Genomic DNA, 24,662 nt, shown 5'->3' with positions numbered 1-24,662 from the left:
AATGCTCCGTACGGGTTTACGGCAAGGACAGACAGGCGCGCAAGGCACGCCATACGGCCGCGGAAGTGCGTGGAGATAGTGTGGCCTCACCGCCCGACAGCGCGAAAGAACCAATCGCGTCGAATCATCGATACCAGTGGAGTCAACCCACCTGAGGCGAGAGGCTTGCGCTCGAGCCCATGGTCACGACGAACGATGAAGGCGGCGGCGCCCTGCCCTTGCTCAGTCGGAGCGATAGGTGCGCACCAGGCCTTCCAGTGCGATCGCAAGCCTGTCCACAGCGGTTCTCATGCGCGTTTCGCTGTAGCCCGCGAAGCCGAGCATGAGGCCGGAATGCCGGGCACCGCCCGGCGAGCACAGGCTGCTGATGGGGCGCACCGCCACACCCGCCCGGATCGCCTCCTGGGCCGCCAGCGTGTCGGGAATGCCGTTGCGCAGGTAGGCGATCAGATGCAGACCCTGGCCGGGAGCGGTTACGTCCACCAGATGTCCGGCGCGCTCCTGCAGCATGCTCACGAGGGCGTCCCGGGCATGACAGTATTCGACGCGCATGCGCCGGATGTGGCTCACGAAGTGACCGCGGCTGATGTACTCGGCCAGCACCTTCTCGAAGAACACCGGCGAATGGCGGTCGGCGAGCAAGCGGGCGGCCCGGAACGGCTGTATCAGGGCCGGAGGCACCACCATATAGCCGTAGCGCATGGTGGGCAGCAGCACCTTGCTGAAGCTGCCCACGTACACGACCCGGTCGTGCCGGTCCAGTCCCTTGAGCGCGGGCAGCGCCGGGCCGCTGTAGCGGAACTCCGAATCGTAGTCGTCCTCGACCACCCAGGCGTTGAAGCGGGCGGCCCATTCGAGCAGCTCGACACGTCGGCGCATCGACAGCGCCACACCCAGCGGATACTGGTGCGACGGGGTCACGAAGACGCCACGGGCATTGGGGCTGGTAGCCACGCCCTGCGAGACGCGAAGCCCATCCTGGTCTACCGGGATCGCGCGGATGTCCATCCCCGCGGTCTCCAGCGCCATGCGGGTGAGCGGGTAGCCGGGGTCCTCCACCCACACCGCCGCACCCGGATCGAGCAACACCTTGATGGCCAGGTCGATCGCCTGTTGCGAGCCCGCCACCAGGATGACCTGCTCGGCCGTGCACCGGATGCCGCGCGATACGCCGACGTAGCGAGCGATCTCCTGACGGATCTCGGGGCTTCCCTCGGGCGCCGCATAGCCTTGGTAGACGGATTCCGTGGCGAGATGCTGCCGGACGATCTGCTGCCAATGCGCGGCGGCGCGTCCGTCGACCCGGACCACGCCGGTGTTGAACGGCACCGGATCGAGCACGAAGCGATCGAGTTCGAGCCGCGCGTAGCGCGCTCCACGCTCGGACAAACCGTCGTTCTGTGCCCACAATTGCGACGGCACGTCGTCGATCTGGTCCTCAGGCGCCGCGCCGGCGTGTACCGGGGCATCCTGCCCGAACGTATCGAGCACGTCGGTCGCCACGTAGGTCCCGGAGCCGATTCGACAGACCACGTAGCCGTCGGCGTGCAACAGGGAATAGGCGGTGATGACCGTGGTACGGGAGACCCGGAGGCGGTCCATGAGCTGACGCGTGGAAGGCAGTCGGCTTCCTGAGGGGATCACGCCGGCCTGGATCTGGGAACGCAGAAAATTGGCGACCTGCTGGTAGAGCGGCACGTCGCCGCCTTCCTGGAATTCCCATTCCAACAGCTCGGCCCAGTTGGCCCGGTCCGTCCGCCTGACCGCTTCATCCTCGGCAGCCCGGGACCGGGACGTCGATGTGTTATGCATAGCACTTCACCTCGGAGTGGCTGGCACGACCGAAGGCCGCCATCGTACAAAGCAATGTCCATGCCATTTATGCAGCAAGCCGCACCCACCCGCGAGCCTTGCGCAGATCCAGCAACCGGCGAGTCGACCCGCGTTCCAAGGGCCATCGCGCGTCACGACCGCACCAAGAAAGTGCAGCGCGCGCCATGCCTATGCAATAGGCTGGACAGAATGTATCAGAGGCCTGCCATCGAATCCCGGGGCCGCGCCCCGGCATGCTGCTTCGCTCGGTCGCCTCGACGGGCGTGCCCGTCGGACGGACGCGCTCATCGGCCGCTGGCCGCGGCAGTCTCGAGCAGGCCCGCGCAGGCCGCGCTCAGACCATCCACCCCCGGCAGCTCGTCAAGCCGCCTGAGTTGCTCGAACACATCGAGTACCTGACAAGGTGCCGCCGTGGCCGGCATGCAGCTCCTGAATTTGTCGAACAGCACTTCCCAGCCCACCGGATTGCGCATGTGTCCACGGGCCACCTCCACGCGTCGGCTCGCGAGCGCGCGACCGCCGTCGTCACGGGCGGTCACCTCGTCGAACGGAGAGAACAGCGGATCACTGGCGTCCCGCTCGTCGATCGGGCGGACGTGGACGCGGCGCATCCACTGCTGCATCTGCTCAGCACGAACGGTGGCGTCAGTGAGTTCGGCGAGCCCCACGCGACGGTGCAGAAACGCGCAGGCAACGGCAAAGCGGGGGCTGAACCGAGCCTGCAGCGCATCGATCGGGACCTCGTCGCGCAGCATCGACAGTTGGGCCCGGCCCAGGGCCACCTCCAGGCGTTCGACCCGTTCCAGCGTCCAGCCCGGCTCGCCGGCGATCTGCAGGCTCGCGTCGATGATCCGATGCACGGCGTAGCACACCGGATACAGCTTGAAATTCAGGCCGCCCTGCACGATCGCAAGGGCACCGCCCTCGTCGCCGGCCACGTCGAGCCGCGGCCACCCTTGCGGCGACAACGCAGCCAGAAGGCCGGCCGGGTGTTCCAGCGCGTCGGGGGCGGCGCTCAGCCCTGCCTCGGCGAAGGCCGCGGCCCAGATGCCGTTGCGGGCGGCAAGGCCGACCTGCAGCGGCTTGGTCATCGATCCGAAGTTGGCCACCACGCCCGACGCCATCGACGCCGCGATGGCCAGCGCGGTGGCGCAACGCGCAGGACAAAGGCCCCGCAGACGCGCTGCCGCGGCGGCAGCGGCCACGGTTCCCAGGACGGCGGTCGGATGCCAGCCCTTGGCATGCAGCGGGGAATCCTGGCAGCGCAGCAGTGTCGCCCATACTTCATAACCGGCGGCATAGGCTGCGATCGCCTCGGCACCCGAGGCGCCGACACGCTGCGCCTCGGCCAGAACGACAGACCCCAGCACGACGCTGGGGTGGCCATCCAGCGCCATATCGTCGAAGTCGAGTGCGTGGCCGGTCGCGGCATTGAGCAGGGCGGCGTCGGCCGCGCGAAGGCAGCCGCCGCCGGCCAGGACCGAGGCCTCGCCATCCGCCGCACGCGAGCCGAGCGCGAGCAGCCCGCGCAGGATCGGCACCAGCGGCTCGCGCGCGCCGGCGACCAGCACGCCGACGAAGTCGGCAAGACCGCGCTTGACGGTATCCACCGCGGACGGTGGAAGATCGGCGAAACGCACGTGGACGGCGCGCTGCGCGAGCTGCCGTGTCAGTCCTGGAGCGGAAATGTTCATGGGCGATGGAGGGTGGGGGTCCCGGTCACATGCCGATCAGGTCGGCCTTGCGCAACGTGGCACCGAACATCCGGATCGAGGCTGCGTCGACCATGGTGCCATCCACCTGGATAGCGCCCTGACCCTGTGCCTCCGCTTCGGCGTAAGCGGCGGCAAGCCGCCGCAGCCGGGCGACCTCCCCGGCGTCGGGCGTGAAGACCGACAGCGCCCACTCGATCTGTGCAGGATGGATCGCCCACTTGCCGACACAACCCAGCGCCAACCCGCGCCGGCACTCCTCCAGGTAGAGATCCTGGTTGCGGAAGTCGGCGTACGGGCCGTCCACGGCATCGATGCCGGCGGCACGGCAGGCCATCACCATGCGAAAGCGTGCGTAATGCCAGATATCGCCCGGGTAGTCGGCGACCTTGCCGTCAGGCTTGATGTAGACCCCCATCGAGGCGGAGAAGTCGCCCATGCCGAAGATCAGCGCTTCGAGCCGGTCGCTCGCCCGCGCGATCTCCTCGACGTTCTGCATGCCCTCGACTTCCTCGATGAGGGCCTCCAGCCCGATACGGCGCTCCAGCCCGTGCTTCTTCTCCAACTGGCTGAGCAGCACGTCGGCGAAATAGATGTCGGCCGCGCTTTTCACCTTGGTCATCATGAGGGTGTCGACCCGCCGGCCGGCGCCCTCGACGATCTCGATGATGTCCTGATGGGCGTACTCGGTGCTCAGGTCGTTGATGCGCACGCAGACGGTCTTGCGCCCCCAGTCGTAGGTATTGATCGCCTCGACGATCTTCCTGCGGGCGTCGGCCTTCTGCACCGGGGCCACCGCGTCCTCCAGGTCGAGGAACACGTGGTCCGCATCCGAGGCGGCCGCCTTCTTCATCATCTTCTCGGATGAGCCGGGCACAGCGAGCTGGACGCGGCGCAGCCGTTGGGGTTGTATGGTCATGAGTCTATCTGCCTGTCTGTCTTCAATCGGTTAACGGTTACTGCCCGCGGCAGCTTGCGCCACGCGGATCACGCCCTGGCTCAGCCAGGCGTCGAGCTGCGCTGAGCTGCAGCCGATCTCGCCGAGGATTTCGCGGGTGTGCTCGCCGAGCAGCGGCGCCCGGTGCCGGATGCGGCCCGGGGTGGCGCTCATCTTGACCGGCACCCCGGCCAGCAGGACCTTGCCTGCCATGCCCGGGTGCTCGACCGGGACCACCATTTCGCGCGCCTGGAAGTGCGGATCGGCAACGATCTCGCGCACGTCGTAGACCGGACCGAACGGTACCCGCCCGCCCAGGCGCTGCAGCAGCTCGTGCTTGGTCTGCTGCGACGTGAAGGCCGATATGATGCCGATCAGCGCCTCGCGGTTGTCCCAGCGGTCCTGGTAGGTCGCAAAGCGCGGATCGCTGCTCAGGCCAGGCTGGCCCATGATCTCGCACAAGATGCGGAACATCGGATCGTCGTAGGCCGTGATCGTGCACAGGCCGTCCTGCGTCGGGAATGTGCCGAACGGGCACAGAAAAGGATGGTGATTGCCCTGCGGCGCGGGCACCAGCCCGCCGAACGCATGCTGGTGCAATACCCGCTCGCACAGGGCCAGGACGGAGTCCACCATGCTGACGTCGACGAACTGGCCCTGGCCGGTGCGGCGCGCGTTGAGCACGGCGCAGACGATGCCGAAGGCGCAGAACATCGCCGGCCCGAGATCGCCGATGCCGGGGCCGATCTTCGTCGGTTGACCGCCCTCCTCGCCCGTGATCGCCATGATGCCGCCGAAGGCCTGGGCCACGACATCGTAGGCCGGCCAGTCGGCGTAGGGACTCGACAACGTCCGGCTGTCGCCGAAGCCGCGGATGGTCGCGTAAACGAGCCGCGGGTTGCGCTGCGCAAGCGCCTCGTAGGACAGCCCGAAGCGCTCCATGACGCCGGCACGGTAGTTCTCGACCACCACGTCGGCGCCATCGATGAGCGCGGCGAGCGCCTCGCACGCCGCAGGCGACTTCAGATCGAGGCTCACCGACCGTTTGTTGCGGTTGACGGATGCGAAGTAGCCCGCATAGGCCTTGAGCTCGTCCTCGGGATGGAAAGGGCCGAAGCCCCGCGTGGCATCGCCCTGCAACGGCTCGACCTTGATGACGTCGGCGCCCTGATCGGCCAGCATCTGGGTGCAGAAGGGGCCGGCGAGAAAATGCGTCAGGTCGATCACGCGCACGCCCTCGAGCGCGCCGGCCGGCGTGGTGCTCATCGGTCACCCCAGTGGCTGGCGCGCTTGAGCAGCACGGTGCGTTCGCACTCGAAGACCACGGCGTCCTTCTGATTCACGCCCCAGTGCCTGAAGACGGCGATGCCGGCGTCCGGCCGGTCGGCGTCGGCCAGGGACAGAACCTCGGTGTACGCGTACAGCGTGTCGCCGTGGAACACGGGCGACTTCAAGCGCATGGCCGTCATCCCGATCTCGGCGAGCGCGTTCTCGGCCGTGTCCTGGCTGGCGAGGCCGATCACCAGCGCGGCCGTCACGCCGCCGAACACCGCGCGCTGGCCGAACTGCGTGCCCTGCATGGCGTGCTCGTCGAAGTGGGTGGCCGCGGAGTTCAGCACCAGGTTGGAGATCAACACGTTCTCCAGCGGCTCGATCGTCTTGCCGCGGGCGTGCCGGATCACCTGGCCGGGGCGGAAAGCCTCGAAGTAATTGTCGCGTCCTGTGAGTTTGGCGATTTTCATATCACGCTTTCCCAAGAATTCCGTCGGAGATGACGCGTAGCTGGATCTCCGACGTACCCTCGAAGATCTTCGTAAGGCGCGCGTCGCGCCAGTAGCGCTCGGCGGCATGCAGCTTGGTGTACCCGGCGCCGCCGTGGATCTGCAGGCCCTCGGAGGCCACCCGCTCGCTCATCTCGGCGGCCAGGTACTTCGACATCGCGGCCTCCTGGTCGCAGCGGCGGCCGTTGTCGATCTGATCGCACACGAAGTAGTTGAGCTGACGGCAGGCCTCGATCTCGGCGGCCATGGCAGCCAGCTTGAAGCGGGTCACCTGGAAGTCGCTGATGCGCTTGCCGAACTGCACCCGCTGCTGGGAGTAGGCGATCGCGTCCTCGAGCGCGCCCTGCGCGACACCGATGGACCGGGCGGCGGTCTGCGCCCGCCCCGTCTCCAGGCCGTGCGTGGCATAGTAGAAAGCCTGGCCCTCCTCGCCGATCATGTTCTCGGCGGGCACGCGAAAGTTGTCGAAGGCGAGCTCGTAGGTCTTCATGCCGAAATAGCCGATCTTCGGTATGGCCGAGCCGGCGATGCCATCGGGGAACTCGCCGGCCTTCTTCTCGATGAAGAACATCGACAGGCCGCGATGGCGCTTCTCGGGCGGCGCCTTCGAGGTGCGCGCGATGACGATCAGGAAGTCGGCTTCCTTGGCATACGTGCACCAGTACTTGTTGCCGGTGATGAGCCAGGAGTCGCCCTCCTTGACGGCGCGGCACGAGAGGTTGGCGACGTCCGAGCCGGCGTCGGGCTCGGACATCGCGAAGGCGCCGACCAGCTCGCCGGTCGCCATCCGGCTGAAGTAGCGCTTGCGCTGCTCCTCGCTCATCATGTGGCTGCCGATGAGCATGTTGCCGCGCACGATCAGCGAACCCACCGACATCCAGCCGCGCGACAGCTCCTCGGTCACCAGGCAGTACTCGAAGCAGCCCAGCCCCAAGCCGCCGTACGCCTCCGGCACGAGGATGCCGAAGTAGCCGAGCTCGGCCATCTTCTCCCGCAGCTCGCGGGGAATGTCGCCTTGTTCGGGATCGAGCCGGTTGGCCACCGGGATCACCTCGCGACGGGTGAACTCGCGCGCCTGTTCCTGAATCATCCTGCGCTCGTCGGTCATGTAGGTCATTGCGTCGTCCTGCGTTGCACCATGTTGGTTCGGGTGAAGGAGATCACGCACCGACCATGCTGGTTGAACCCCTCGGTCTTCCAGCTCGCGATACCCAGCGTGGGGTTGGAGCCGGATTCACGCAGCCCCACCACGGTGCTGCGCGCCGTGAGGGTGTCGCCCGGATAGACCGGTTCGTGATAGCTCAGATCGTCCACGCCGAGGAATGCGCCGCCTCGCTCGGACAGGTCCTGCACCGACATCCCGAAGACGGCGCAGAACACCAGTTGCGGGTTCGCCGGCGTGTCCGGGTGGCCCAGCGCCCTGGCATACTCGACATTGAAGTAGAGCGGATTGAAGTGCAGGTTCACCGTGGCGAACAGCGCGCACTCGGAGTGACGGAGCGTGCGGCCCCAGTGGTGATCGAAGACGCGTCCGATCTCGAAATCCTCGAACACGTTGCCCTTTTCGGCCAGGACGGCGGCCTCTTGGAATGCTTGCATTGGCATGGACGATTGCTGTGGGCTGGGTTGATTGGGAAACAGGATGCAGCGGGCCGGACGGCATACTCAGCGGTCGACTTCCTTGTTCCACCGCTCGACCCATTCGCGCACGTGGGGCGCGATCTCGTCGTAGGGCGGCGTCACGATTTCGTCCATCCTGGTGATGCGCCCGGCGATTTCCGGCTTGTATTCGACGTTCGCGTTGCCGACGCCGTACTGCACCATGTTGCCGAAGCAGCTCTGGCCCTCGGCCGACAACATGTAGTCGTTCAGGAATTCCCAGGCCGCCTCGCTGCCGTTCTTCACTTTCTGCACCAGCGTCGTATGAATCGCCACGCCGGGCTCGGGCTTCACAAAGGCGATCTCGGGATTGCCTTCGTCGTGAAAGGCCCAGGCCCGCCCTTCCCAGTACATGCCGATGTCGATCTCCTGCATCTTCAGCAAGGTGAGGAACTCGTTCATGTCGTTCCAGACGCGCATGCTGCCGCCCGAGCGCATCTTGGCGATGGTCTCGAAGGCTGGCTCGATGTTGTCCGCACCGCCGCCGAAGGTGTGGGCCATCATCCACAGCACCACGGACGGCGTCGACGCCTGGCGCATGCTCGGGATGGCGGCGTTCCACTCGCCGTTGGCCGTGCGCTCGACGAACTCGGCCCAGGTCTTGGGCGGGCTCTTGACGGTCTCGGTGTTGTAGGCCAGGCCCATGGAACTGAACCCGACCACCGCGGCATAGCCGCGCTCCAGGCTCTTGAGCTGCGGATTCATCTCCTTCATGACCGGCAGCCGCTCCGGGTCCAGGGCATCGACGATGCCCCGGTTCATGGCGTCGATCACGCCGTCGGGCGAGGCGAGCAGCAGATCGATCGGCGGCTTCGCCGGGTTCGCGACGATCTGGTTCACCCATTGAGCGGGCGTGCCGAGCACCACCTGTGCGCTTTTTCCGGTCTTCTCCTGATAGGGCTTGACGAAGCACTCCTGGGTAGCGCGCTCCCAGACACCGCCGTGCGAGGCGACGACCACGTCCGCCGCCTGGGCGGCCGGCGCGAGAGCCAGGACGCCGGCGCAGACCGGAAGCAGTGCGCGCGCGCACCGGCTGAGGACAAAGGGCAAGCAGTTCATGTCGGGCTCTCCAAGTGAGTCGTTGACTAGGCGCGGCTCAGACCGCACGGCCCATGCGCCCCAGGCCGTGGACGCGATCCACGACGAGCAGGGCGGCCACGGCCAGAAGCATCTGGATGGTGGCGATGGCCGCCACCGAAGGGTCGAACTGGTTCTGCAGGTAGCTCATCATCACGACGGGCAGGGTATCGGTCTGCGCCGTGCCGAAGAAGAACGACACGGGCAGGTTGTCCAGCGAGATGAGAAAGGCGAACAGCACGCCGGCGAAGATGCCGTGGCGCAGTTGGGGCAGCGTCACGTACAGCAGGACCTTGGCGCGCGATGCGCCGAGGATGACCGCGGACTCCTCCACGCTCGCCGGCATCGTGAGGTAGACGCTGATTACCGTGCGCGAAATGTAGGGAATGGCGATGACGGTGTGCGCGACGAGCAGTGCCGTGAAGCCGGGGCCCAGGCCGAGCGCGGCCAGGTAGTACAGCAGAGCGAAGCCCACCACGATGCCGGGAATGGAGATGGGCGACAGCAGCAGGAAGACGACCGCCTTGGCCGCCTGGCTGCGCGAGCGGGCGATGGCCAGCGCACAGGGCACGGCCACGACGGCGCCGACCGAGGAGGACACCACGGCCAGCAGTACGCTGGTCTTGAGCGACGTGATGAATGGCTCGTACTCGAAGACGCGCTGGTACCAACGCAGCGACAGGTCGGTGATCGGAAAGCGCAGGAACGGCGACGGCGAGAACGAGACGATCACCACCAACGCGATCGGCAGCACGATGAAGAACAGGAAACAGACCACGTAGCCCGGCAGCAGCAGTCTGCCGAGATCGGGACTGCGCCGTCGCGCACGGCCGGTGGGCAGGGAAGTCGCGGGGATTGCGGACATCGTGGTCATCCTCGGCGGCGGCCGGTGAGCACGGACTGCACGAACAGGCAGCCGAGCGTGAGGATCAGCAGAACGTTGCCCATCGCGCCGGCGAACGCGGTGTCCATGGTGACGTTGAACTGCTGGAAGATGAGCACGGGCAGCGTGGTCATCTTGCCGGCACCGAGCAGGAGCTGCGTCACGAAGCTGCCGTTCGAGAGCATGAAGACCAGGATGCAGCCGGCGTAGATGCCCTCACGGCTCAGCGGCAGCGTCACGTGCCAGAACACGCGCCATTTGCTCGCGCCGAGGATGCCTGCGGCCTCCTCCAGCGCCGGCTCGATGCGCTGGATGACCGGTGCGATGGACAGGACCATGAAGGGGATAAGCACGTGGATCATCCCGAGATAGACGGGAAACACCCCGCTCGCCATCCAGCCCGGCAGGCTGGGCAGCCCTACCGACTCGAGAACCGCGTTGAATGCGCCCTGGCGCGCGAGCAGCAGACGGATGCCGAGCGTGCGCATGATGATCGAGGTCAGCAGCGGCGCGATCAGGCAGAAGATGATCAGCGGCTGCCACCGCCCGGCGCGGCGCACCATGAAGTAGGCCACCGGGTAGCTTGCCACCAGGCACAGCAGCGTGACGGTGAAGCTGACGTACAGCGTTCTCCAGAGCACCTCGCGGTAATACGGGTCGCCAAGCAGCTTGGCGTAGTAGAAGAGCGGGTCGGCCGCCGCGCCCTCCTCTGTCATGCTGCGCCAGCCGTTGTAGACGAGCGGCGCGACGAAGAACATGCCGAGCAGCAGCAGCGCCGGCAGCATCCATCGGCGCCGCGTGGCGCTGTAGTCTTCCCGTGCGGGCCGGCGAGCGGTCAGGACGCGTCGCAAAGCGGATGAAGTCATCTCAGCCTCCGCACGCTCGCCCGAAGGCGGCTGAAGCCCGCCCGGGGGGCAGCGAACGCAGTGAGCGCGAGGGTCGTTTCATCTCAGTTCCATGGCGCTGCGCGCCACCCTCGACGCATGAAACTGCGGCGATGCGATCCAGGGCACCGCGGAGCCGGCTTTGCCGGTCCGCCAGTGCCGCCCCCTTGAGGGGGCGCGCGTCAGCGCGTAGGGGGTGGGCCTTCATCTCAGTCCACCAGGACGACGGCTTGTTCGACCTGCCAGGAGACCTGGACCTGATCGCCGATGCCTATCGACTCGTCCGGCACCTGGGTGAACGCGATCAGTTTGGTCCCGGCACCCGCCTGCAGTTCGTAGACACAGTAACTGCCGCGGAATATGCGGCTCTCGAGCACGCACTCGACGCCGAACGAGGGCGACGCCTGCACCACCAGGTGCTCGGGCCGGACCGCCAGGGCGACTCGGGCGCCTTCCGGGCAGTCGTCCACGCCGGGCGGCAGGCTGCCGGCGTTGATACGCCCGTTGAGATCCAGGCGCACCAGCACGCGGCCCTGCGGGTCCCGCCCCATGCAGGTGCCTTCGAGCAGGTTCGAGGTACCCAGGAACTCGGAGACGAAGCGGTTCTTCGGCCTGGCGTAGATACTCGCCGGCTCGCCGATCTGAATGATCTCGCCGCCGGACATGACGGCGATCCGGTCGCTCATGGTCATCGCTTCCTCCTGGTCGTGCGTGACCAGGACGGTGGTGATGCCCAGACTGCGCTGCAGGGCGCGGATCTCGAACTGCATACGCTCGCGCAGGTTCTTGTCGAGTGCGCCGAGCGGCTCGTCCAGGAGCAGCACGGACGGGCGGGTGACGAGGGCGCGTGCCAGGGCCACGCGCTGCTGCTGGCCGCCGGAGAGCTGGGACGGATAGCGGTCGGCATAGTCGCCCAGCCGCACCAGCTCCAGCATTTCGCGCACCGGTGCGGTACGCCGGGACGCCGGCACGCCGCGCATGCGCAGCCCGAACGCCACGTTCTCGAGCACGGTCATGTGCGGGAACAGGCTGTACGACTGGAAGACCATCCCGAGGCCGCGCAGATTGGGCGGCACGTCGGTGACGTCCTCGCCGTCCAGCCGCACGGTGCCGCTGTCCGGCGATACGAAGCCCGCCAGCACGCGCAGCGTGGTGGTCTTGCCGCAGCCGGACGGGCCGAGCAGCGCGAGCAGTTCGCCCGGCCGGATCTCCAGGCTCAGCGGCTTGAGCACCACGTTGCCCCCATAGTGCTTGGTGATCCCGATCAGGCTGACCGACTTTGCGGGCAGGTCGCTGCGAATCTGTTCGACAGACGGTTGAGCCGCGGTACTCGCCTGGATGTCAGATGGCCCTGACGGTAGTTCCGAAGCCAAGGAGTGCATTTGGTATGTCCTGCCGGTCGAGGTGCTGGAGAAATGATTGTGGCCTTGCGGCCATCGCACGGTAATAGCCAATTCGCCTTCACTGCGCAGACCACTTGGGACGGTCGGCACCGGCGTTTTCGGCAAATGTCCCAACCTGGAAAGCCGGAGAGAGACCTCACGGGCGGTCGGCGGCGATCATGTCGGCCGCCTTCTCGGCGATCATGATCGTCGGCGCGTTGGTGTTGCCGCTGATGAGGTTGGGCATGATCGAGGCATCGGCGACGCGAAGATTCCTGATGCCGCGCACCCGCAGTCGCTCGTCCACGACGGCGGCCTCGTCCTGGCCCATGCGGCAGGTGCCCACCGGGTGATAGATGGACTGGCTGTTGCTGCGGATGAACTCGAGCATGCGCTCGGGCGTATCCGTGCCGGAACCCGGCAGATGCTCGCGCACCACCATGTCGGACAGCGGGCTGGTCGCGGCCAGGCGTCGGATGAGTTCCAGCGCCCGGATCATGGTCTGCCGATCCTCCTGCGCCGCCAGGTAGTTGGCCTCGATGCGCGGAGCCCGGGCCGGGTCGGCGCTGCGCAGCGAGATCGCACCGCGCGACGCCGGACGCAACTGCAACCCGGCGACCTGCATGCCCGGAAAAGGATGCACGCGCAGGACTTCGTCGCTCTCGAAGGTGAAGCTGTAGGGCTTGAAGCTGAGCTGCACGTCAGGACGGCTCCGCTGCGCGTGCGTGGCGACGAAGGCCTGTACGTGCGAGGTGCCCATGGACAGCGGCCCGCCCTTGTTCAGCAGGTAGCGTGCGCCGTGCAGGTACTTGCGCCACCCGTCGAGGGCCCGGTTCATCGACAGGCCTTCGTGCACCTCGAACACCGTATTCAGGCACAGATGATCCTGCAGGTTGCGGCCCACACCGGGCAGGTGCAGGGCGACGGGCACCCCGGCCGCCTGCAGTTGGTCGCCCGGGCCGACGCCCGAGAGCATGAGCAGGTGCGGGCTGCCGATCGCGCCCGCGCTCAGAATGACCTCCCTGCGGGCGCTCGCGCGCATCACCTGGCCGTCCCGTTCGTAGACCACGCCGGTGGCGGCGCCATCTTCGAGCACCACGCGATGCACCAGCGCACCGCCGCGCACCACCAGGTTGCGGCGGCTGCGCACGGGCCGCAGGAAGGCTCGCGAAGCCGACTGCCGCACGCCGCCATGGATCGTGTGCTGGCAATAGCCGATGCCCGCGAAATGCGCGCCGTTGAAATCCCGGTTCTCGGGAATGCCGATCCGGTTGGCGGCGAGGATGAACGCCGCGCTGATGGGCCGCTGGTACTCGCCCGTGGAAACCTTGAGCGGACCGTCCCCGCCGTGCCACTCGCTCGCGCCCAGTTCATTCTTCTCGGAGCGGCGAAAGTAAGGCAGGACATCGCTGTAGGCCCATCCGGGATTGCCCTGCGCCGCCCAGTCGTCATAGTCCTGCCGGTCGCCGCGGATGTAGATCATCCCGTTGATGGCGCTGGTCCCGCCCACCACCTTGCCGCGCGGCCAGTAGATGGCGCGCCCACCCAGGTTCGGCTCGGGTTCGGTGGCAAAGCGCCAGTTCAGCGCAGCGTTGTGAAACAGGAAGGGCACGCCGGCGGGCGTGCGGACCCAGAAGGTCTCCGCGTCCGGCCCCGCTTCGAGCAGCAGCACCCGCTGGGCGGAGTCGTCGCTCAGCGCGCGCGCGAGCACGCAGCCAGCGGAGCCCGCGCCCACGACGATGTAGTCGTAGTGTTCGCTTTCCGGCGCTTCAGGAAGACGGGTTGGCTGACGCATCGGCCGGTCAACGCAGGATGAAGGGGTTGGCCACGCCGTCGGCGGTGCTGATGAACACCGTCTTCAGCTCCATGAATTCGCGCATCGAGGCGATGCCGTTCTCGCGGCCCAGGCCGCTGCGCTTGTAGCCGCCGAAAGGCGACATGAAACTGTTGGCGCGATAGGTGTTGACCCAGACGGTGCCGGCGCGGATGCGCTCGACCATGCGGATCGCTCGCGCCATGTTCTGCGTCCACACGCCGGCGGCCAGGCCGTAGGGCGTGTCGTTGGCGATCTCGACGGCTTCCTCTTCCGTCTCGAAGGGAATCACCGTGAGCACGGGACCGAAGACTTCCTCACGGGCGATGCGCATCCGGTTGGTCACACCGGTGAAGATGGTCGGCTCCACGAACTGCCCGCCGGTGCACTGCGGCGCCTCGGGCACCTTGCCGCCCAGCACGCAGGTGGCGCCTTCGGCTCGCGCGATGTCGATGTAGTCCAGGATCTTGCGGTGCTGCGGCGGCGTGGCGATCGGCCCGATCTGGGTGGCCGCGTCGGACGGATCGCCCAGCCGCACCTGTTTCATGAAGGCGACCAGCGCGTCGACCAGTCGATCGTGCATGGACGCCTCGACCAACAGCCGCGAACCCGCCAGGCAACTCTGCCCGGAAGCGGCGAACACACCCGAGACCACGCCCTTGACGGCGTCCTCGAGCACGGCGTCGGCGAACACGATGTTGGGCGACTTGCCGCCAAGCTCCAGGCTGACGCGCTTGAGTGTGCGGGCGGAGTCCTCGTAGACCTTCTGGCCGTTCAAGTCGGAACCCGTGAAGGACACCTTGTCCACCAGCGGGTGCGCCGTCAGGGCCGCGCCCGCCTCGGCACCCAGGCCGGTGACCACGTTCACCACGCCGGCGGGAAAGCCCGCCAGCTCGAGCACCTTGGCGAACTCGAGCGTGGAGGCCGAGGTGTACTCCGAGGGTTTGATGACCACGCAGTTGCCCGCCGCCAACGCCGGGGCGATCTTGTAGGCGAGCAGCATGAGCGGTGAGTTCCACGGGGTGATGGCGGCCACGACGCCCACCGGCTCGTGGCGGGTGTAGTTGAACAGCCCCGGCTTGTCGATGGGCATGACCGAGCCCTCGATCTTGTCGGCCAGCCCGCCGAAATACGTGTACCACTTCGGCAGATAGCGCATCTGCGCCTTCATCTCCGCGATCAGCTTGCCGTTGTCGCGCACTTCGGTCTCGGCCAGCGTGTCCTGGTGCTGCACGAGGAGTTCGCCCAGGCGGAGCAGCAACTCGCCGCGCGCGCTGGCGGTCAGGCGCGACCATGGCCCCTGGAAAGCCTCGGCGGCGGCGCGCACAGCGCGGTCCACGTCCTCGGCGGTGCCGCGCGGAATCAACGCCCAGGGCTTGCCCGTGTACGGATCGAAGGATTCGAAGCTCTCGCCCGAACTCGCCTCGACCCACTGGCCGCCGATCCACATGTCGTACTGCTTCACTCGCACACCTCCGACGTTTTGACGCCGCATCCGCCGCCTTGGCGATCGACTCACGGCTTTCGCCGATGCTAGGCATCCGCGGACCGGCGGGGGAGTACCAGTCTTCGGGCACAGGACATACCAGTACGGGGCGTGGGCAATTGGTATGGCGCGTCCGCCGAGAGTGGCGTTTGCCCCCTGTGTCGATGCCTTCCAGACTCTGTCGGAATTTCACCGACCGGAGAAACGAGCATGAAGCTGTCGAATCTTGCGCAGGTCCGTCTGGCGGGCGTTTCACTGGGCCTGACGCTGATCGGATGCCCTCTGTGGGCCCACGCTGCCGACGTCGTGGTGGCCTCCAATGGCGGATTGTGGGAGGTCGCAACCAGGGAATGCTTCGTCGCGCCTTACGAGAAACAGACGGGCAAAAGAGCCCGTGTCGTACTCGGGAGCAGCCCGCAATGGGTGAACCAGGTCGCGGCCAACCCCAACAGGCCACCGATCGACCTGATCATCGTGCCCCCCGACATGGTGATCGACAACATCAAGCGCGGGCTGGTCGAGCCGTTCACGCCCGACAAGCTCCCGGTCCTCGAGGAGATGGATCCGCGCATGCTGGAGATCGGTCGCGGACACGCCGCGGTGGTCGGCTACAGCTCGATGGGCCTCGCCTACAACACCGAGACCGTCAAGAACCCGCCCAAGACCTGGGAGGAATTCGTCGCGCGCACGCAGAACGGCGAGTGGAACGCCGCGATCCAGGGCATGAAGGAGGCATCGACGCCTTCGACCGTGCTCTGGATGTTCGCCCACGTGTTCGGCGGCGGCGCCGACAACATCGACCCCGCGTTCCAAGCCATCGAGCGCATGAACGCCAAGGGCCACATGCGGGTGTGGAACGACATGAACGAGTTTCTGAACCTGCTCAAACTCGGCGAGATCGACATCGGCATGTATTGGGAGGGCCGCACCTGGGCGTTTCACGACGACGGCAATCCGGAGATCGCCTTCATCAAGCCCGAGCCCGGCGTCGCCATCCACAGCTCGCTGGTCCAGAAGGTGAAGAACGGGAACCCGGACGCGTGGGACTTCCTCAACGTGATGCTGTCGGCCGAGGCGATGTCGTGCTTCGGCAACCGCATGCAGTACGGCGTGGGCAACGGCAAGGCGGTCTACAAGCCCGATGTGATCGACCGCGTCACCAAGCCGGACGAAATCCTCTGGCCACCCTACGAAGAGATCGCCGTCAACGTGCGCGACTGGGTCGAACAGTGGAATCGGGAGGTGGCCCAATAATGAGCCCCCCCCGGGGGCTCACCCCGCCGGCGCGTCGAACACCTGACGCAGGTAGGTGAGAAACGTGTTGTCCACCGACATGGTCTTGCCCGGCGTGTCCGACAGCTTGGCCACCGGCTGCCCGTTGCAGTGCACGAGCTTCATCACGATGTTCAAGGGCGTGACGGTGCCCATGTCGTTGGTGAGATGCGTACCGATGCCGAAGCCCGTGTTGACGCGGTCGCCGAAGTGCGCGTGCAGCGCGAGCGCGCGCTCCACGTTCAGGCCGTCCGAGAACACCAGGCGCTTGTTGCGCGCATCGATGCGCAGCCGCGCATAGTGTGCGAGCGCCTTCTCGCCCCAGTCGAAGGGGTCGCCCGAATCGTGGCGCAGGCCGTCGAAGAGCTTGGCGAAATACAGGTCGAAATCGCGCAGGAAGGCGTCCATGCCGACCACATCGGTGAGCGCGATGCCCAGATCGCCCCGGTACTCCTGGACCCAGTCCTCCAGCGCGGCCTTCTGGAAGTCGCGCAGGCGCACCTTCTGCGCCTGGTAGGACTGCAGGTACTCGTGCGCCATGGTGCCGATGGGCACCAGCCCCAGCTCGCGCGCGAGCAGGACGTTGGACGTGCCCTTGAAGAAATCGGGCACGGCGTTCTTCAGCGTGCTCAGCACTTCGCGCTGCCAGGCCGCCGAATAGCGGCGCCGCAGGCCGAAGTCGAAGAACTCGAAGGGGTGGCGGCGCGCGCGCACCTGCGGGTCCGCCTGCGCCGCGCGCAGGCGGAGCACCTTGGTGTCGAGGCGGCGGCGCCCCTCGGCCAGGGCGGCCTGCTGGTCGAAGCGGCGGCAGTACAGCTCGTTGACGATGGCGAGCACCAGGATCTCGAAGCCCATGATGTGGACCTGGGGCCCGCGCGCGACGATGTGCAGATCGTCGCCGTCCGCGCCCACCTCGAGAAAGCGGCGCTGATACTGGAAGATGCGCAGAAAGTCGATGAAGTCGGACTTCATGAAGCGCAGCCCGGCGAGATACGCCAGCTCGTCCTCCGAGAAGCGCAGCGCGCATACCGCATCCAGCTCGCGCTCGACCTCGCCCGCCAGCTCGGCCAGCGCAAACGCCGGGCGATTGCGGCACAGGAAGCGATACTCGGCCTGGTTCTCGGGGTGGCGATGCAGCATCGCCTGCCACATCGTGAACTTGTACAGGTCGGTATCGAGCAAGCTGGTGATCACCGCGCCGCCCGCCGTCGATTCGGGCATGCCTCAGCCTCCGTGCCCGGTGTCGGGCAGCGCGCTCGTGTGCCACATGCGCCGGGCATACTCCGCGATCGAGCGGTCGGACGAGAAGCGTCCCGAGCGCGCGCAATTGAGCACTGCCATGCGCGACCACTGGCGAGCGTCGCGATAGGCCGCGTCCACGCGATCCTGACACTCTACATAGGAGGCATAGTCGGCAAGCAGCATGTAGCGGTCTTCGTTGAGCAGGTCGTTGGTGAGCGGTTCGAACAGGCCGGCATCGCCGCGCGAGAAGAACCCGCCGCGGATGAGGTCGATCGCGGCGCGCAGTTCCGCGTCGTCCCGATACAGGTCGCGGGGATAATACCCCGAACGCAACAGCCGCTGCGCCTCGTCGGCCGACATGCCGAACGCGAAGAAATTCTCCGCCCCGACTTCCTGGCAGATCTCGATGTTGGCGCCGTCCATGGTGCCGATGGTGAGCGCGCCGTTCATCGCGAACTTCATGTTGCCCGTGCCCGAGGCCTCCTTGCCGGCGAGCGAGATCTGCTCGGACAACTCGGCCGCCGGATAGATGCACTGGCCCTTGCTCACGCTGAAGTTGGGAAGGAACACCACCTTCAACAAGTCGCGTACCTCGGGGTCGCTGTTGACCACATCAGCCACGGCGGTGATCAGCTTGATCATGAGCTTGGCCCGCACGTAGCCGGGCGCGGCCTTGCCGCCGAAGATGAAGGTGCGCGGCACCATGTCGGTGGCGCGCTGCGTCTTGAGCCGATGATAGCGGGTGACGATGTGCAGCACCGCCAGGTGCTGCCGCTTGTATTCGTGGATGCGCTTGACCAGTACGTCGAACAGGGAATCCGGGTTCACCACCACGCCGGTCTCGTCGCGGATGAGCGCAGCCAGCGAGCGTTTGTTGGTGTGCTTGACGCGCTGCCAGCGCTCGATGAAAGCCGCATCGTCCGCATGCTTTTCCAGCCCCGCGATGCGCGGCCAGTCGCGGATCCAGTGCTCGTCGCCCAGCGCCTCCGTGGCGAGCGCGGCCAGCCCCGGATTGCTCAGCACCACCCAGCGGCGCGGCGTCACGCCGTTGGTCACGCTGTCGAACTTCTCCGGCCACATGGCGTAGAAGTCGGGCAGTAGCTGCTCCTTGATGAGGGTGGAATGCAGCTCGGCCACGCCGTTGATGGCGTGACTGCCGACGCAGGCGAGATGGGCCATGCGCACGTAGCGCTCGCCCGATTCGTCGATCAGGGAAAGCCGAAAGACGCGGCTTTCATCGCCGAAGAAGCGGATGCGCGCCTCGTTGAGAAAGCGCCGGTTGATCTCGTAGATGATCTCCAGGTGGCGCGGCAGCACGCTCTTGAACAGCTCGAGCGGCCAGCGCTCGAGCGCTTCGGGCAGCAGCGTGTGGTTGGTGTAGGCGAACGTGGCGCGCGTGGCCTCCCAGGCCTGCTCCCAGGGCACCAGGTACTCGTCGATCAAGAGGCGCATCAGCTCGGCCACGCCGATCGCCGGGTGGGTATCGTTCAACTGCACCGCGAAGGCGCGGGGAAACTCCGTCACCGGCAGGCCGCGATGCTCCAGGATGCGCAGCATGTCGCGCAGCGCGCAGGCGACGAAGAAATACTGCTGCTCCAGCCGCAACTCCTTGCCCTGGTGGCTTTCGTCGTTGGGATAGAGCACCTTGGTCAGGTTCTCGGAGGTGACTTTCTTGTTGACCGCGCCGAGATAGTCGCCGCGGTTGAAGACCGAGAAATCGAACTCCTCTGTCGCCTCGGCGCGCCAGAGCCGCAGGGTGTTGACCGTGCTGACCTTGTAGCCGGCCACCGGGGTGTCGAAGGGCGTGCCCCAGACTGTCTTCTCGGGTACCCAGCGCACGCGAAAGCGCCCGACATCGTCGGTGTAGTGCTCGGTATAGCCGCCCAGCTTGACTTCCACTCCCCACTCGGGGTGATGGATCGCCCAGGGGTTGCCGAAGCGCAGCCATTTGTCGGTGTTCTCGACCTGCCAGCCGTCGACCACGGTCTGGAAGAAAATGCCGTACTCGTAGTAAATGCCGTAGCCGATGGCGGGGATCTCCCCGGTGGCCAGCGAATCCATGAAGCACGCGGCGAGGCGGCCCAGGCCGCCGTTGCCCAGGCCGGGCTCGACCTCGCGGCGCACCAACTCGTCCAGATCGATGCCCAGCCGCGCGAGGGTTTCGCGCAGGGCGTCGGTGATGTCCAGGTTCAGCAGGTTGTTGCCCAGCGAAGGGCCGATCAGGAACTCGGCCGACAGGTAGGCGACGGTGCGCGTGCCGTGCCGCTTGTGGCGCGACGAGGTGTGCGACCAGCGCCGCAGCAGCCGGTCGCGCACGGTGTAGGCCACCGCCAGGTAGATATCGTTGTGGCTGGCGATTTCCAGCGTCTTGCCCTGCGTATACAGGAGATGATCCAGGAATGCCCTTTTCAGGGCCTCGGGCTCGCACGCGGTCCGCACATCGTCCTCGGCGACGCCACCCTGCCCTCGCAGGTGGCCTGGTTCCAGAGTATTCAACGTCGTATCCTCGCAGCAGACGCCCGCCCAGGCGGGCCGGAAAAACGGCAGAGTCAGCAAGCAAGATGCCGCACCCGTACGAGCGCGAACGGCAACATGTTACGGTAGCGGCCTGCGTGAGCCCAGCGGGCACGCCGGTTGCAGGCTCGCTGGGCTCACGTGCGGCGCTGGCGCCGCCCATCGTGTCCTACAGGAGAAGTCATGAACGCCAAGCTCATCGTTCCCATGTTCGCCGCCCTGCTCGCGGCATGCTCGTCCGGCGCGCCGCAGACATCTGCCAGGGCTGACAGCAGCGCGTCGGCACCGCCGCCTGCCATGGGCGGCGACCAGGTCTGCAACAACGAGCCGATCGCCAATCTCGCGGGCCAGGCCTGGTCGGATCGCGCCGCCAGCGACGCCCAGCAGCGTTCGGGCGCCAGCACCCTGCGCGTGATGAAGCCGGGAGAGGTCATGACCTTGGAATACAACCCGCGCCGTCTCACCGTCATTCTCGACGAGAGCAATCGCGTCTCGTCGGCACGCTGCGGCTGAGCCGTCTAGCGGCGCGCGCCCGTCAGCGGAAGCGGCGCCCGCGGCGCCTCATCCGCGAGGCGCGCGGCGCGCGGGGCATCGAGCACCAGGGGCATGCGCGGCCGCGCGACACAGGCCAACAGCCAACCCTCGTCACGCTCGTCGCGGCTGACGCCCGGCCACTCCACCCGATAGTCCACGGCGCCCGAGACCATGCGGCACAAACAGGCCCGACACGTTCCGTTGCGACACGAACTGGGCATGCGGATGCCGGCGCGGCGCGCCGCCTCCAGAATGGATTCGCCGGGCGCAACGCCGAACACCCAGCCGCTGGGCCGTAGCCGCACGTCATGGACCGAATCGATGGACAATCGAAACCTCGCAGAAGGGATCGGCGTCATCATAGCCCGCCACGCGGCCGTGTTGTCCGCCCTGTCCGCCCGCCCGCTCGTCCTCCTTGCCCGCACAACGCCATGTCCGCCCTCTCCCTGTTCCCGCTAGGCAATGCCCTGTTTCCGGACGGCAGCCTCCAACTGCGCATCTTCGAGGTGCGCTACCTCGACCTGATCCGCCGCTGTGTGGCCGACGGCAGCCCGTTCGGCGTCGTGGTGCTACTCGAAGGCCGCGAAGTCCGCACGCCCGAGGGCCACGAAGTGCTCGCCGATGTCGGCACCCTTGCGCACATCGAGGAATGCCACCAGCCCATGCCGGGCCTCTACCAGATCCGATGCCGCGGCGGCGCCCGCTTTCGCCTGAGCGACGTTGCGCAGGGGCGCTACGGGCTGTGGGAAGGCGAGGCGGCCCCGCTGGCGGACGACCCCACGCAGCCTATCCCCGCCGCCCTGCAACCGGCGGCCGACGCCCTGGGCCGGCTCATCGCCTCGCTGCAGCGCGACGGCACCGCACCGGCCAGCATGCCCGTCGCGCCGCCCTTTCGTCTGGACGAGGCTGGCTGGGTGGCCAACCGCTGGGCCGAACTGCTGCCCCTGTCGCCCCGCCGCAAGCGCGATCTGCTGGCCCAGGACGATCCGCTCGCGCGCCTGGGCGAAATCCACGCGGTGCTCGAAGAGCACGGGTTGCTGGAAGACGACTGAGCCCCCGTGCGCGGGGGCGGCCCGGGCCGGTCCTGAAGGCCGGCCCTGAACTACAGCCCGTCGACAGGCCCTAGTTCAGCTTGAGTCCCAGCCGTTCGACCGTCGCGGTCCAGCGCACGAACTCGGCATCGACATACTGCTGGCATTGCTCCGGCGTCATGTCCATGGCCTCCGCACCCTGGAAACGCAAGCTGGTGAGCACGTCCGGATCCTTGAGCGCAGTCTGCAGCGCGTCGTTCAGCTTGTGCAGTATCGGCGTCGGCGTTCCCTTGGGAGCCAGCAGCACCTGCCAGGTGCCGGCGTCGAACGATTCGAGCCCGGGTACGCTCTCGCTGAGCGTGGGCACATCCGGCAGCGCCTCGGAGCGGTGTGCCGAGGTCACCGCCAGCGCACGCACCTGTCCGCTCTGGATGAAAGGCATGGCGCTGTTGAACGAACCCGAATACATGAAGCCCGTGTTGCCGCCGGCAAGGTCGGTCAGCGCCGGTCCGTTGCCGCTGTACGGCACCGTCTCGGCATTCACGTCGAGCTTGTCGGCGATCTCCATGCCGACCAGATGGTCGACCGAACCGTTGCCCGAGGTGCCCATGAAGTAGCGCTGCGGGTCCTGCTTGATCTCGCCATAGAAGGCACGCGCATCGGGCGCCTTGTTGCTCTTGCTGACCAGCAGGATCAGGGGGACCGCGACCGAGCAACCGGCTGCGACGAACGCCTTGCCCGGATTCAAGTCGTCCCGCGAGAACAGCGCCGGCGCGGTCGTCACGGACGAGGTGCCGTACATCAGCTTGTATCCGTCGGGCGCGGTGCGCAGCAGCTCCGCCGCGGCGATGTTGCCGCCCGCACCCGGCCGGTTCTCGATCACGATGGGCTGGCCCAGCAGCTCCGACACCTTGCGAAACAGCACGCGGCCGATGGCGTCGGTGGGGCCGCCCGGCGCAAAGCCGATCAGCAGGCTGATGGGCTTGCTCGGGTAGTTGTCCGTGGACTGTGCCCAGACGGCGCCGGAAGCGGTGAGCGAAAGCGCCGCGAGCGATGCGGCAAGTCTGCGTTTGGACATGATGTGTCTCCCTTCTTGTCGATGGTGGATGGCGAGGCTGTGCGGGCTGCGTTCAGCAGCGCCAAGCCGGCGCATGGGCGCCGTTCGGCGCGGGCGGCAGGTCCCAGCGCGCCGGCGTGTGCGAGAACTGCGCGATGGGCGGCAACTGGCGCAGCGGACCGTACGCGGACTCGCGCGTCTGCAGCACGGGACGCAGCCCGTCGGCGAAGTGCCGGCGCTCGCCGCGCCCGGCATCGAACGGCAACAGGCCCAAATCCTGCACCCACATCGATGTGCGCGCGAGCGAGACCCGGACGTGGTAGGAGCCGCCCTCGGTCGCACGACGCATCAGGGCCTGCATCACGCCGGCCGCGCCGAGGTAACCCGACAGATAGTCGTTCAGCAGGTAGGTCGGCACCACGCGCGGTCGCCCGCCCACGGCCTCGCGCACCGTCACGCCACTGACGGCCTGACCGAGCTGCTCGAATCCGCCGCGCTCGCGCCACGCGCCTTCGTCGCCAAAGGCGCTGACGCTGACGTAGATCACGCCCGGCCGCAGTGCTGCGGCATCTGCGGCGCCCAAGCCTCGCCGTTCCAGACTGCCCGGACGCCAGGACTGCACGATCACGTCGGCGCCGGTCATCAGCTCACGCACCTTGGCGTGATCGAGCGGCACGTCCAGATCCAGGAATGCCGAGCGCTTGCCGATGTTGGTGTCCACGGTCTGGCGAAACGGATCCTGGTTGGTCGGCGCGCCGATGCGCAACACGTCGGCACCGTGCTCGGCCAGCGTGCGCGCCACCACCGGCCCGGCGATCACGTGGCCCATGTCCAGCACGCGCAACGCCTGCAGGGGACGCTCGAGAAGTCGGGGCGGTTCGGGCGCCGAATCGCCGATCTTCTCCAGCGAGATGGGCGGAACCTGGGCCAGCAGACTGCCCTGCGGGTGCGCCAGCCATTCCTGCTGCGAACGCGCGTACACGCCGGGCAGCTTGCGCTCGGCGAACGCCTGCTCCAGGTCGTCGGCGCGCCAGCGGCCGATGCCGGCGGCGAGCGCCGTCTGCGTGTTCGCGCAGTCGAGCAACTCCAGCACGCCGTCGCGCAAGTGCGGATAGGAGCCGATCGGAAAGAACCACCTGCCGTCGGCCGTCTCGTAGAAGTCCGCCTTGAGTTCGGTCAGCAGCGAGAGGGCCGGCAAGGCGTAGCCGCTCTGCGTCTGGAAGTGGCCGGGGTTCAGGCCGGACGCCGCCTGCATCCAGTCGATGCCGATGGACTGGCCGGGCCCGCCCGCCAGGCGCCAGTACTGCTCCACGCCCAGCGCGAACGCACCCACGGCGCTGGCCGAAGCCAGCACCAGCTTGTGCGGGCTGTCGAATTCCTGTGCCGAACCGTGCAGGCGCAGTCGCGAGAGCAGTTCGTCGGGCACGGCCTGATGCGGTGCCAGCAGGGCCTTCACAGCCTCGCGCGCCTCGAGAGCGCGGGTTTCGTCGTGCGTTGGATTGGACATCGCTACTCCTCCTGATGCGGTCGCAGTGTAGGGAAGCGCTCTTGTGCCGTCCAACATA

Annotated in this window: 21 protein-coding genes; 3 read left to right on the top strand and 18 right to left on the bottom strand. The window is 67.2% G+C overall.

Annotated elements, in window-relative coordinates; all coding sequences use genetic code 11:
• Positions 1–222: 222 nt before the first annotated feature.
• The 13 genes from pdxR to FOZ76_RS22375 form a co-directional block, all read right to left on the bottom strand.
• A complete protein-coding gene (pdxR, locus tag FOZ76_RS22435; RefSeq protein WP_143950485.1) occupies positions 223–1,812 on the bottom strand; it encodes a MocR-like pyridoxine biosynthesis transcription factor PdxR in 1,590 nt (529 codons plus the stop codon).
• A gap of 305 nt (positions 1,813–2,117) precedes the next feature.
• Complete coding sequence (locus FOZ76_RS22430) at positions 2,118–3,527, bottom strand: MmgE/PrpD family protein (RefSeq protein WP_143950484.1); 1,410 nt, start codon at positions 3,525–3,527, stop codon at positions 2,118–2,120.
• Positions 3,528–3,552: 25 nt separating this feature from the next.
• On the bottom strand, positions 3,553–4,464 hold the full coding sequence (locus tag FOZ76_RS22425) for an HpcH/HpaI aldolase/citrate lyase family protein (protein WP_143950483.1): 912 nt from the start codon (positions 4,462–4,464) through the stop codon (positions 3,553–3,555).
• Between the two features lie 30 nt (positions 4,465–4,494).
• Complete coding sequence (locus FOZ76_RS22420) at positions 4,495–5,748, bottom strand: CaiB/BaiF CoA transferase family protein (protein ID WP_143950482.1); 1,254 nt, start codon at positions 5,746–5,748, stop codon at positions 4,495–4,497.
• Positions 5,745–6,224 (bottom strand): MaoC family dehydratase, encoded by a 480-nt coding sequence (locus FOZ76_RS22415; protein WP_143950481.1) that lies wholly within the window; start codon positions 6,222–6,224, stop codon positions 5,745–5,747. Before FOZ76_RS22415 ends, FOZ76_RS22420 begins: the two co-directional genes overlap by 4 nt.
• 1 nt (position 6,225) lies before the next feature.
• On the bottom strand, positions 6,226–7,380 hold the full coding sequence (locus FOZ76_RS22410; RefSeq protein WP_143950480.1) for an acyl-CoA dehydrogenase family protein: 1,155 nt from the start codon (positions 7,378–7,380) through the stop codon (positions 6,226–6,228).
• The gene (locus FOZ76_RS22405) at positions 7,377–7,868 is read right to left on the bottom strand and encodes a MaoC family dehydratase (RefSeq protein WP_342781886.1); all 492 of its coding nucleotides are present in this window, start codon (positions 7,866–7,868) and stop codon (positions 7,377–7,379) included. The genes FOZ76_RS22410 and FOZ76_RS22405 overlap by 4 nt, the downstream gene beginning before the upstream one ends.
• A 60-nt stretch (positions 7,869–7,928) precedes the next feature.
• Positions 7,929–8,981 (bottom strand): extracellular solute-binding protein, encoded by a 1,053-nt coding sequence (locus FOZ76_RS22400; protein WP_143950479.1) that lies wholly within the window; start codon positions 8,979–8,981, stop codon positions 7,929–7,931.
• A 37-nt stretch (positions 8,982–9,018) separates the two neighbouring features.
• Complete coding sequence (locus tag FOZ76_RS22395; protein ID WP_143950478.1) at positions 9,019–9,864, bottom strand: ABC transporter permease; 846 nt, start codon at positions 9,862–9,864, stop codon at positions 9,019–9,021.
• Between the two features lie 5 nt (positions 9,865–9,869).
• Positions 9,870–10,748, bottom strand: a complete 879-nt coding sequence (locus FOZ76_RS22390; RefSeq protein WP_143950477.1) for an ABC transporter permease — start codon at positions 10,746–10,748, stop codon at positions 9,870–9,872.
• A 227-nt stretch (positions 10,749–10,975) separates the two neighbouring features.
• A complete protein-coding gene (locus FOZ76_RS22385; protein ID WP_143950476.1) occupies positions 10,976–12,148 on the bottom strand; it encodes an ABC transporter ATP-binding protein in 1,173 nt (390 codons plus the stop codon).
• Between the two features lie 157 nt (positions 12,149–12,305).
• On the bottom strand, positions 12,306–13,943 hold the full coding sequence (locus FOZ76_RS22380) for a GMC family oxidoreductase (protein ID WP_143950475.1): 1,638 nt from the start codon (positions 13,941–13,943) through the stop codon (positions 12,306–12,308).
• A gap of 7 nt (positions 13,944–13,950) precedes the next feature.
• The gene (locus tag FOZ76_RS22375) at positions 13,951–15,426 is read right to left on the bottom strand and encodes an aldehyde dehydrogenase (RefSeq protein WP_143950474.1); all 1,476 of its coding nucleotides are present in this window, start codon (positions 15,424–15,426) and stop codon (positions 13,951–13,953) included.
• Between the two features lie 231 nt (positions 15,427–15,657).
• On the opposite strand from FOZ76_RS22375, the gene FOZ76_RS22370 reads away from it, so the two are divergent.
• A complete protein-coding gene (locus FOZ76_RS22370; RefSeq protein WP_143950473.1) occupies positions 15,658–16,701 on the top strand; it encodes an extracellular solute-binding protein in 1,044 nt (347 codons plus the stop codon).
• 18 nt (positions 16,702–16,719) lie between these two features.
• Here the strand turns inward: FOZ76_RS22370 and pncB are convergent, their stop codons facing one another.
• Both pncB and FOZ76_RS22360 read right to left on the bottom strand, forming a co-directional pair.
• Complete coding sequence (pncB, locus tag FOZ76_RS22365) at positions 16,720–17,940, bottom strand: nicotinate phosphoribosyltransferase (RefSeq protein WP_143950472.1); 1,221 nt, start codon at positions 17,938–17,940, stop codon at positions 16,720–16,722.
• 3 nt (positions 17,941–17,943) lie between these two features.
• Positions 17,944–20,457, bottom strand: coding sequence for a glycogen/starch/alpha-glucan phosphorylase (locus tag FOZ76_RS22360; RefSeq protein WP_143950471.1), 2,514 nt, complete (start codon positions 20,455–20,457; stop codon positions 17,944–17,946).
• A 201-nt stretch (positions 20,458–20,658) separates the two neighbouring features.
• On the opposite strand from FOZ76_RS22360, the gene FOZ76_RS22355 reads away from it, so the two are divergent.
• Positions 20,659–20,988 carry an I78 family peptidase inhibitor gene (locus FOZ76_RS22355; RefSeq protein WP_143950470.1) on the top strand — a complete coding sequence of 110 codons (330 nt, stop codon included), beginning with the start codon at positions 20,659–20,661 and terminating at the stop codon, positions 20,986–20,988.
• A gap of 5 nt (positions 20,989–20,993) precedes the next feature.
• Here FOZ76_RS22355 and FOZ76_RS22350 read toward each other — a convergent pair whose 3' ends face one another.
• Complete coding sequence (locus FOZ76_RS22350; protein WP_143950706.1) at positions 20,994–21,368, bottom strand: 2Fe-2S iron-sulfur cluster-binding protein; 375 nt, start codon at positions 21,366–21,368, stop codon at positions 20,994–20,996.
• A gap of 72 nt (positions 21,369–21,440) precedes the next feature.
• Between FOZ76_RS22350 and FOZ76_RS22345 the strand changes: the two genes are divergently transcribed.
• On the top strand, positions 21,441–22,061 hold the full coding sequence (locus FOZ76_RS22345) for an LON peptidase substrate-binding domain-containing protein (RefSeq protein WP_143950469.1): 621 nt from the start codon (positions 21,441–21,443) through the stop codon (positions 22,059–22,061).
• A gap of 70 nt (positions 22,062–22,131) precedes the next feature.
• Here the strand turns inward: FOZ76_RS22345 and FOZ76_RS22340 are convergent, their stop codons facing one another.
• Both FOZ76_RS22340 and FOZ76_RS22335 read right to left on the bottom strand, forming a co-directional pair.
• Positions 22,132–23,118 (bottom strand): Bug family tripartite tricarboxylate transporter substrate binding protein, encoded by a 987-nt coding sequence (locus FOZ76_RS22340; protein WP_170235577.1) that lies wholly within the window; start codon positions 23,116–23,118, stop codon positions 22,132–22,134.
• A 52-nt stretch (positions 23,119–23,170) separates the two neighbouring features.
• Positions 23,171–24,604 carry a CoA transferase gene (locus FOZ76_RS22335; protein ID WP_170235576.1) on the bottom strand — a complete coding sequence of 478 codons (1,434 nt, stop codon included), beginning with the start codon at positions 24,602–24,604 and terminating at the stop codon, positions 23,171–23,173.
• Positions 24,605–24,662: the final 58 nt, after the last annotated feature.

The organism is Verticiella sediminum (assembly GCF_007558815.1).
Taxonomy (GTDB): domain Bacteria; phylum Pseudomonadota; class Gammaproteobacteria; order Burkholderiales; family Burkholderiaceae_B; genus Verticiella; species Verticiella sediminum.
Note: the sequence above shows the minus strand (reverse complement) of the source record. Positions and strands in the feature narration are given on the sequence as shown.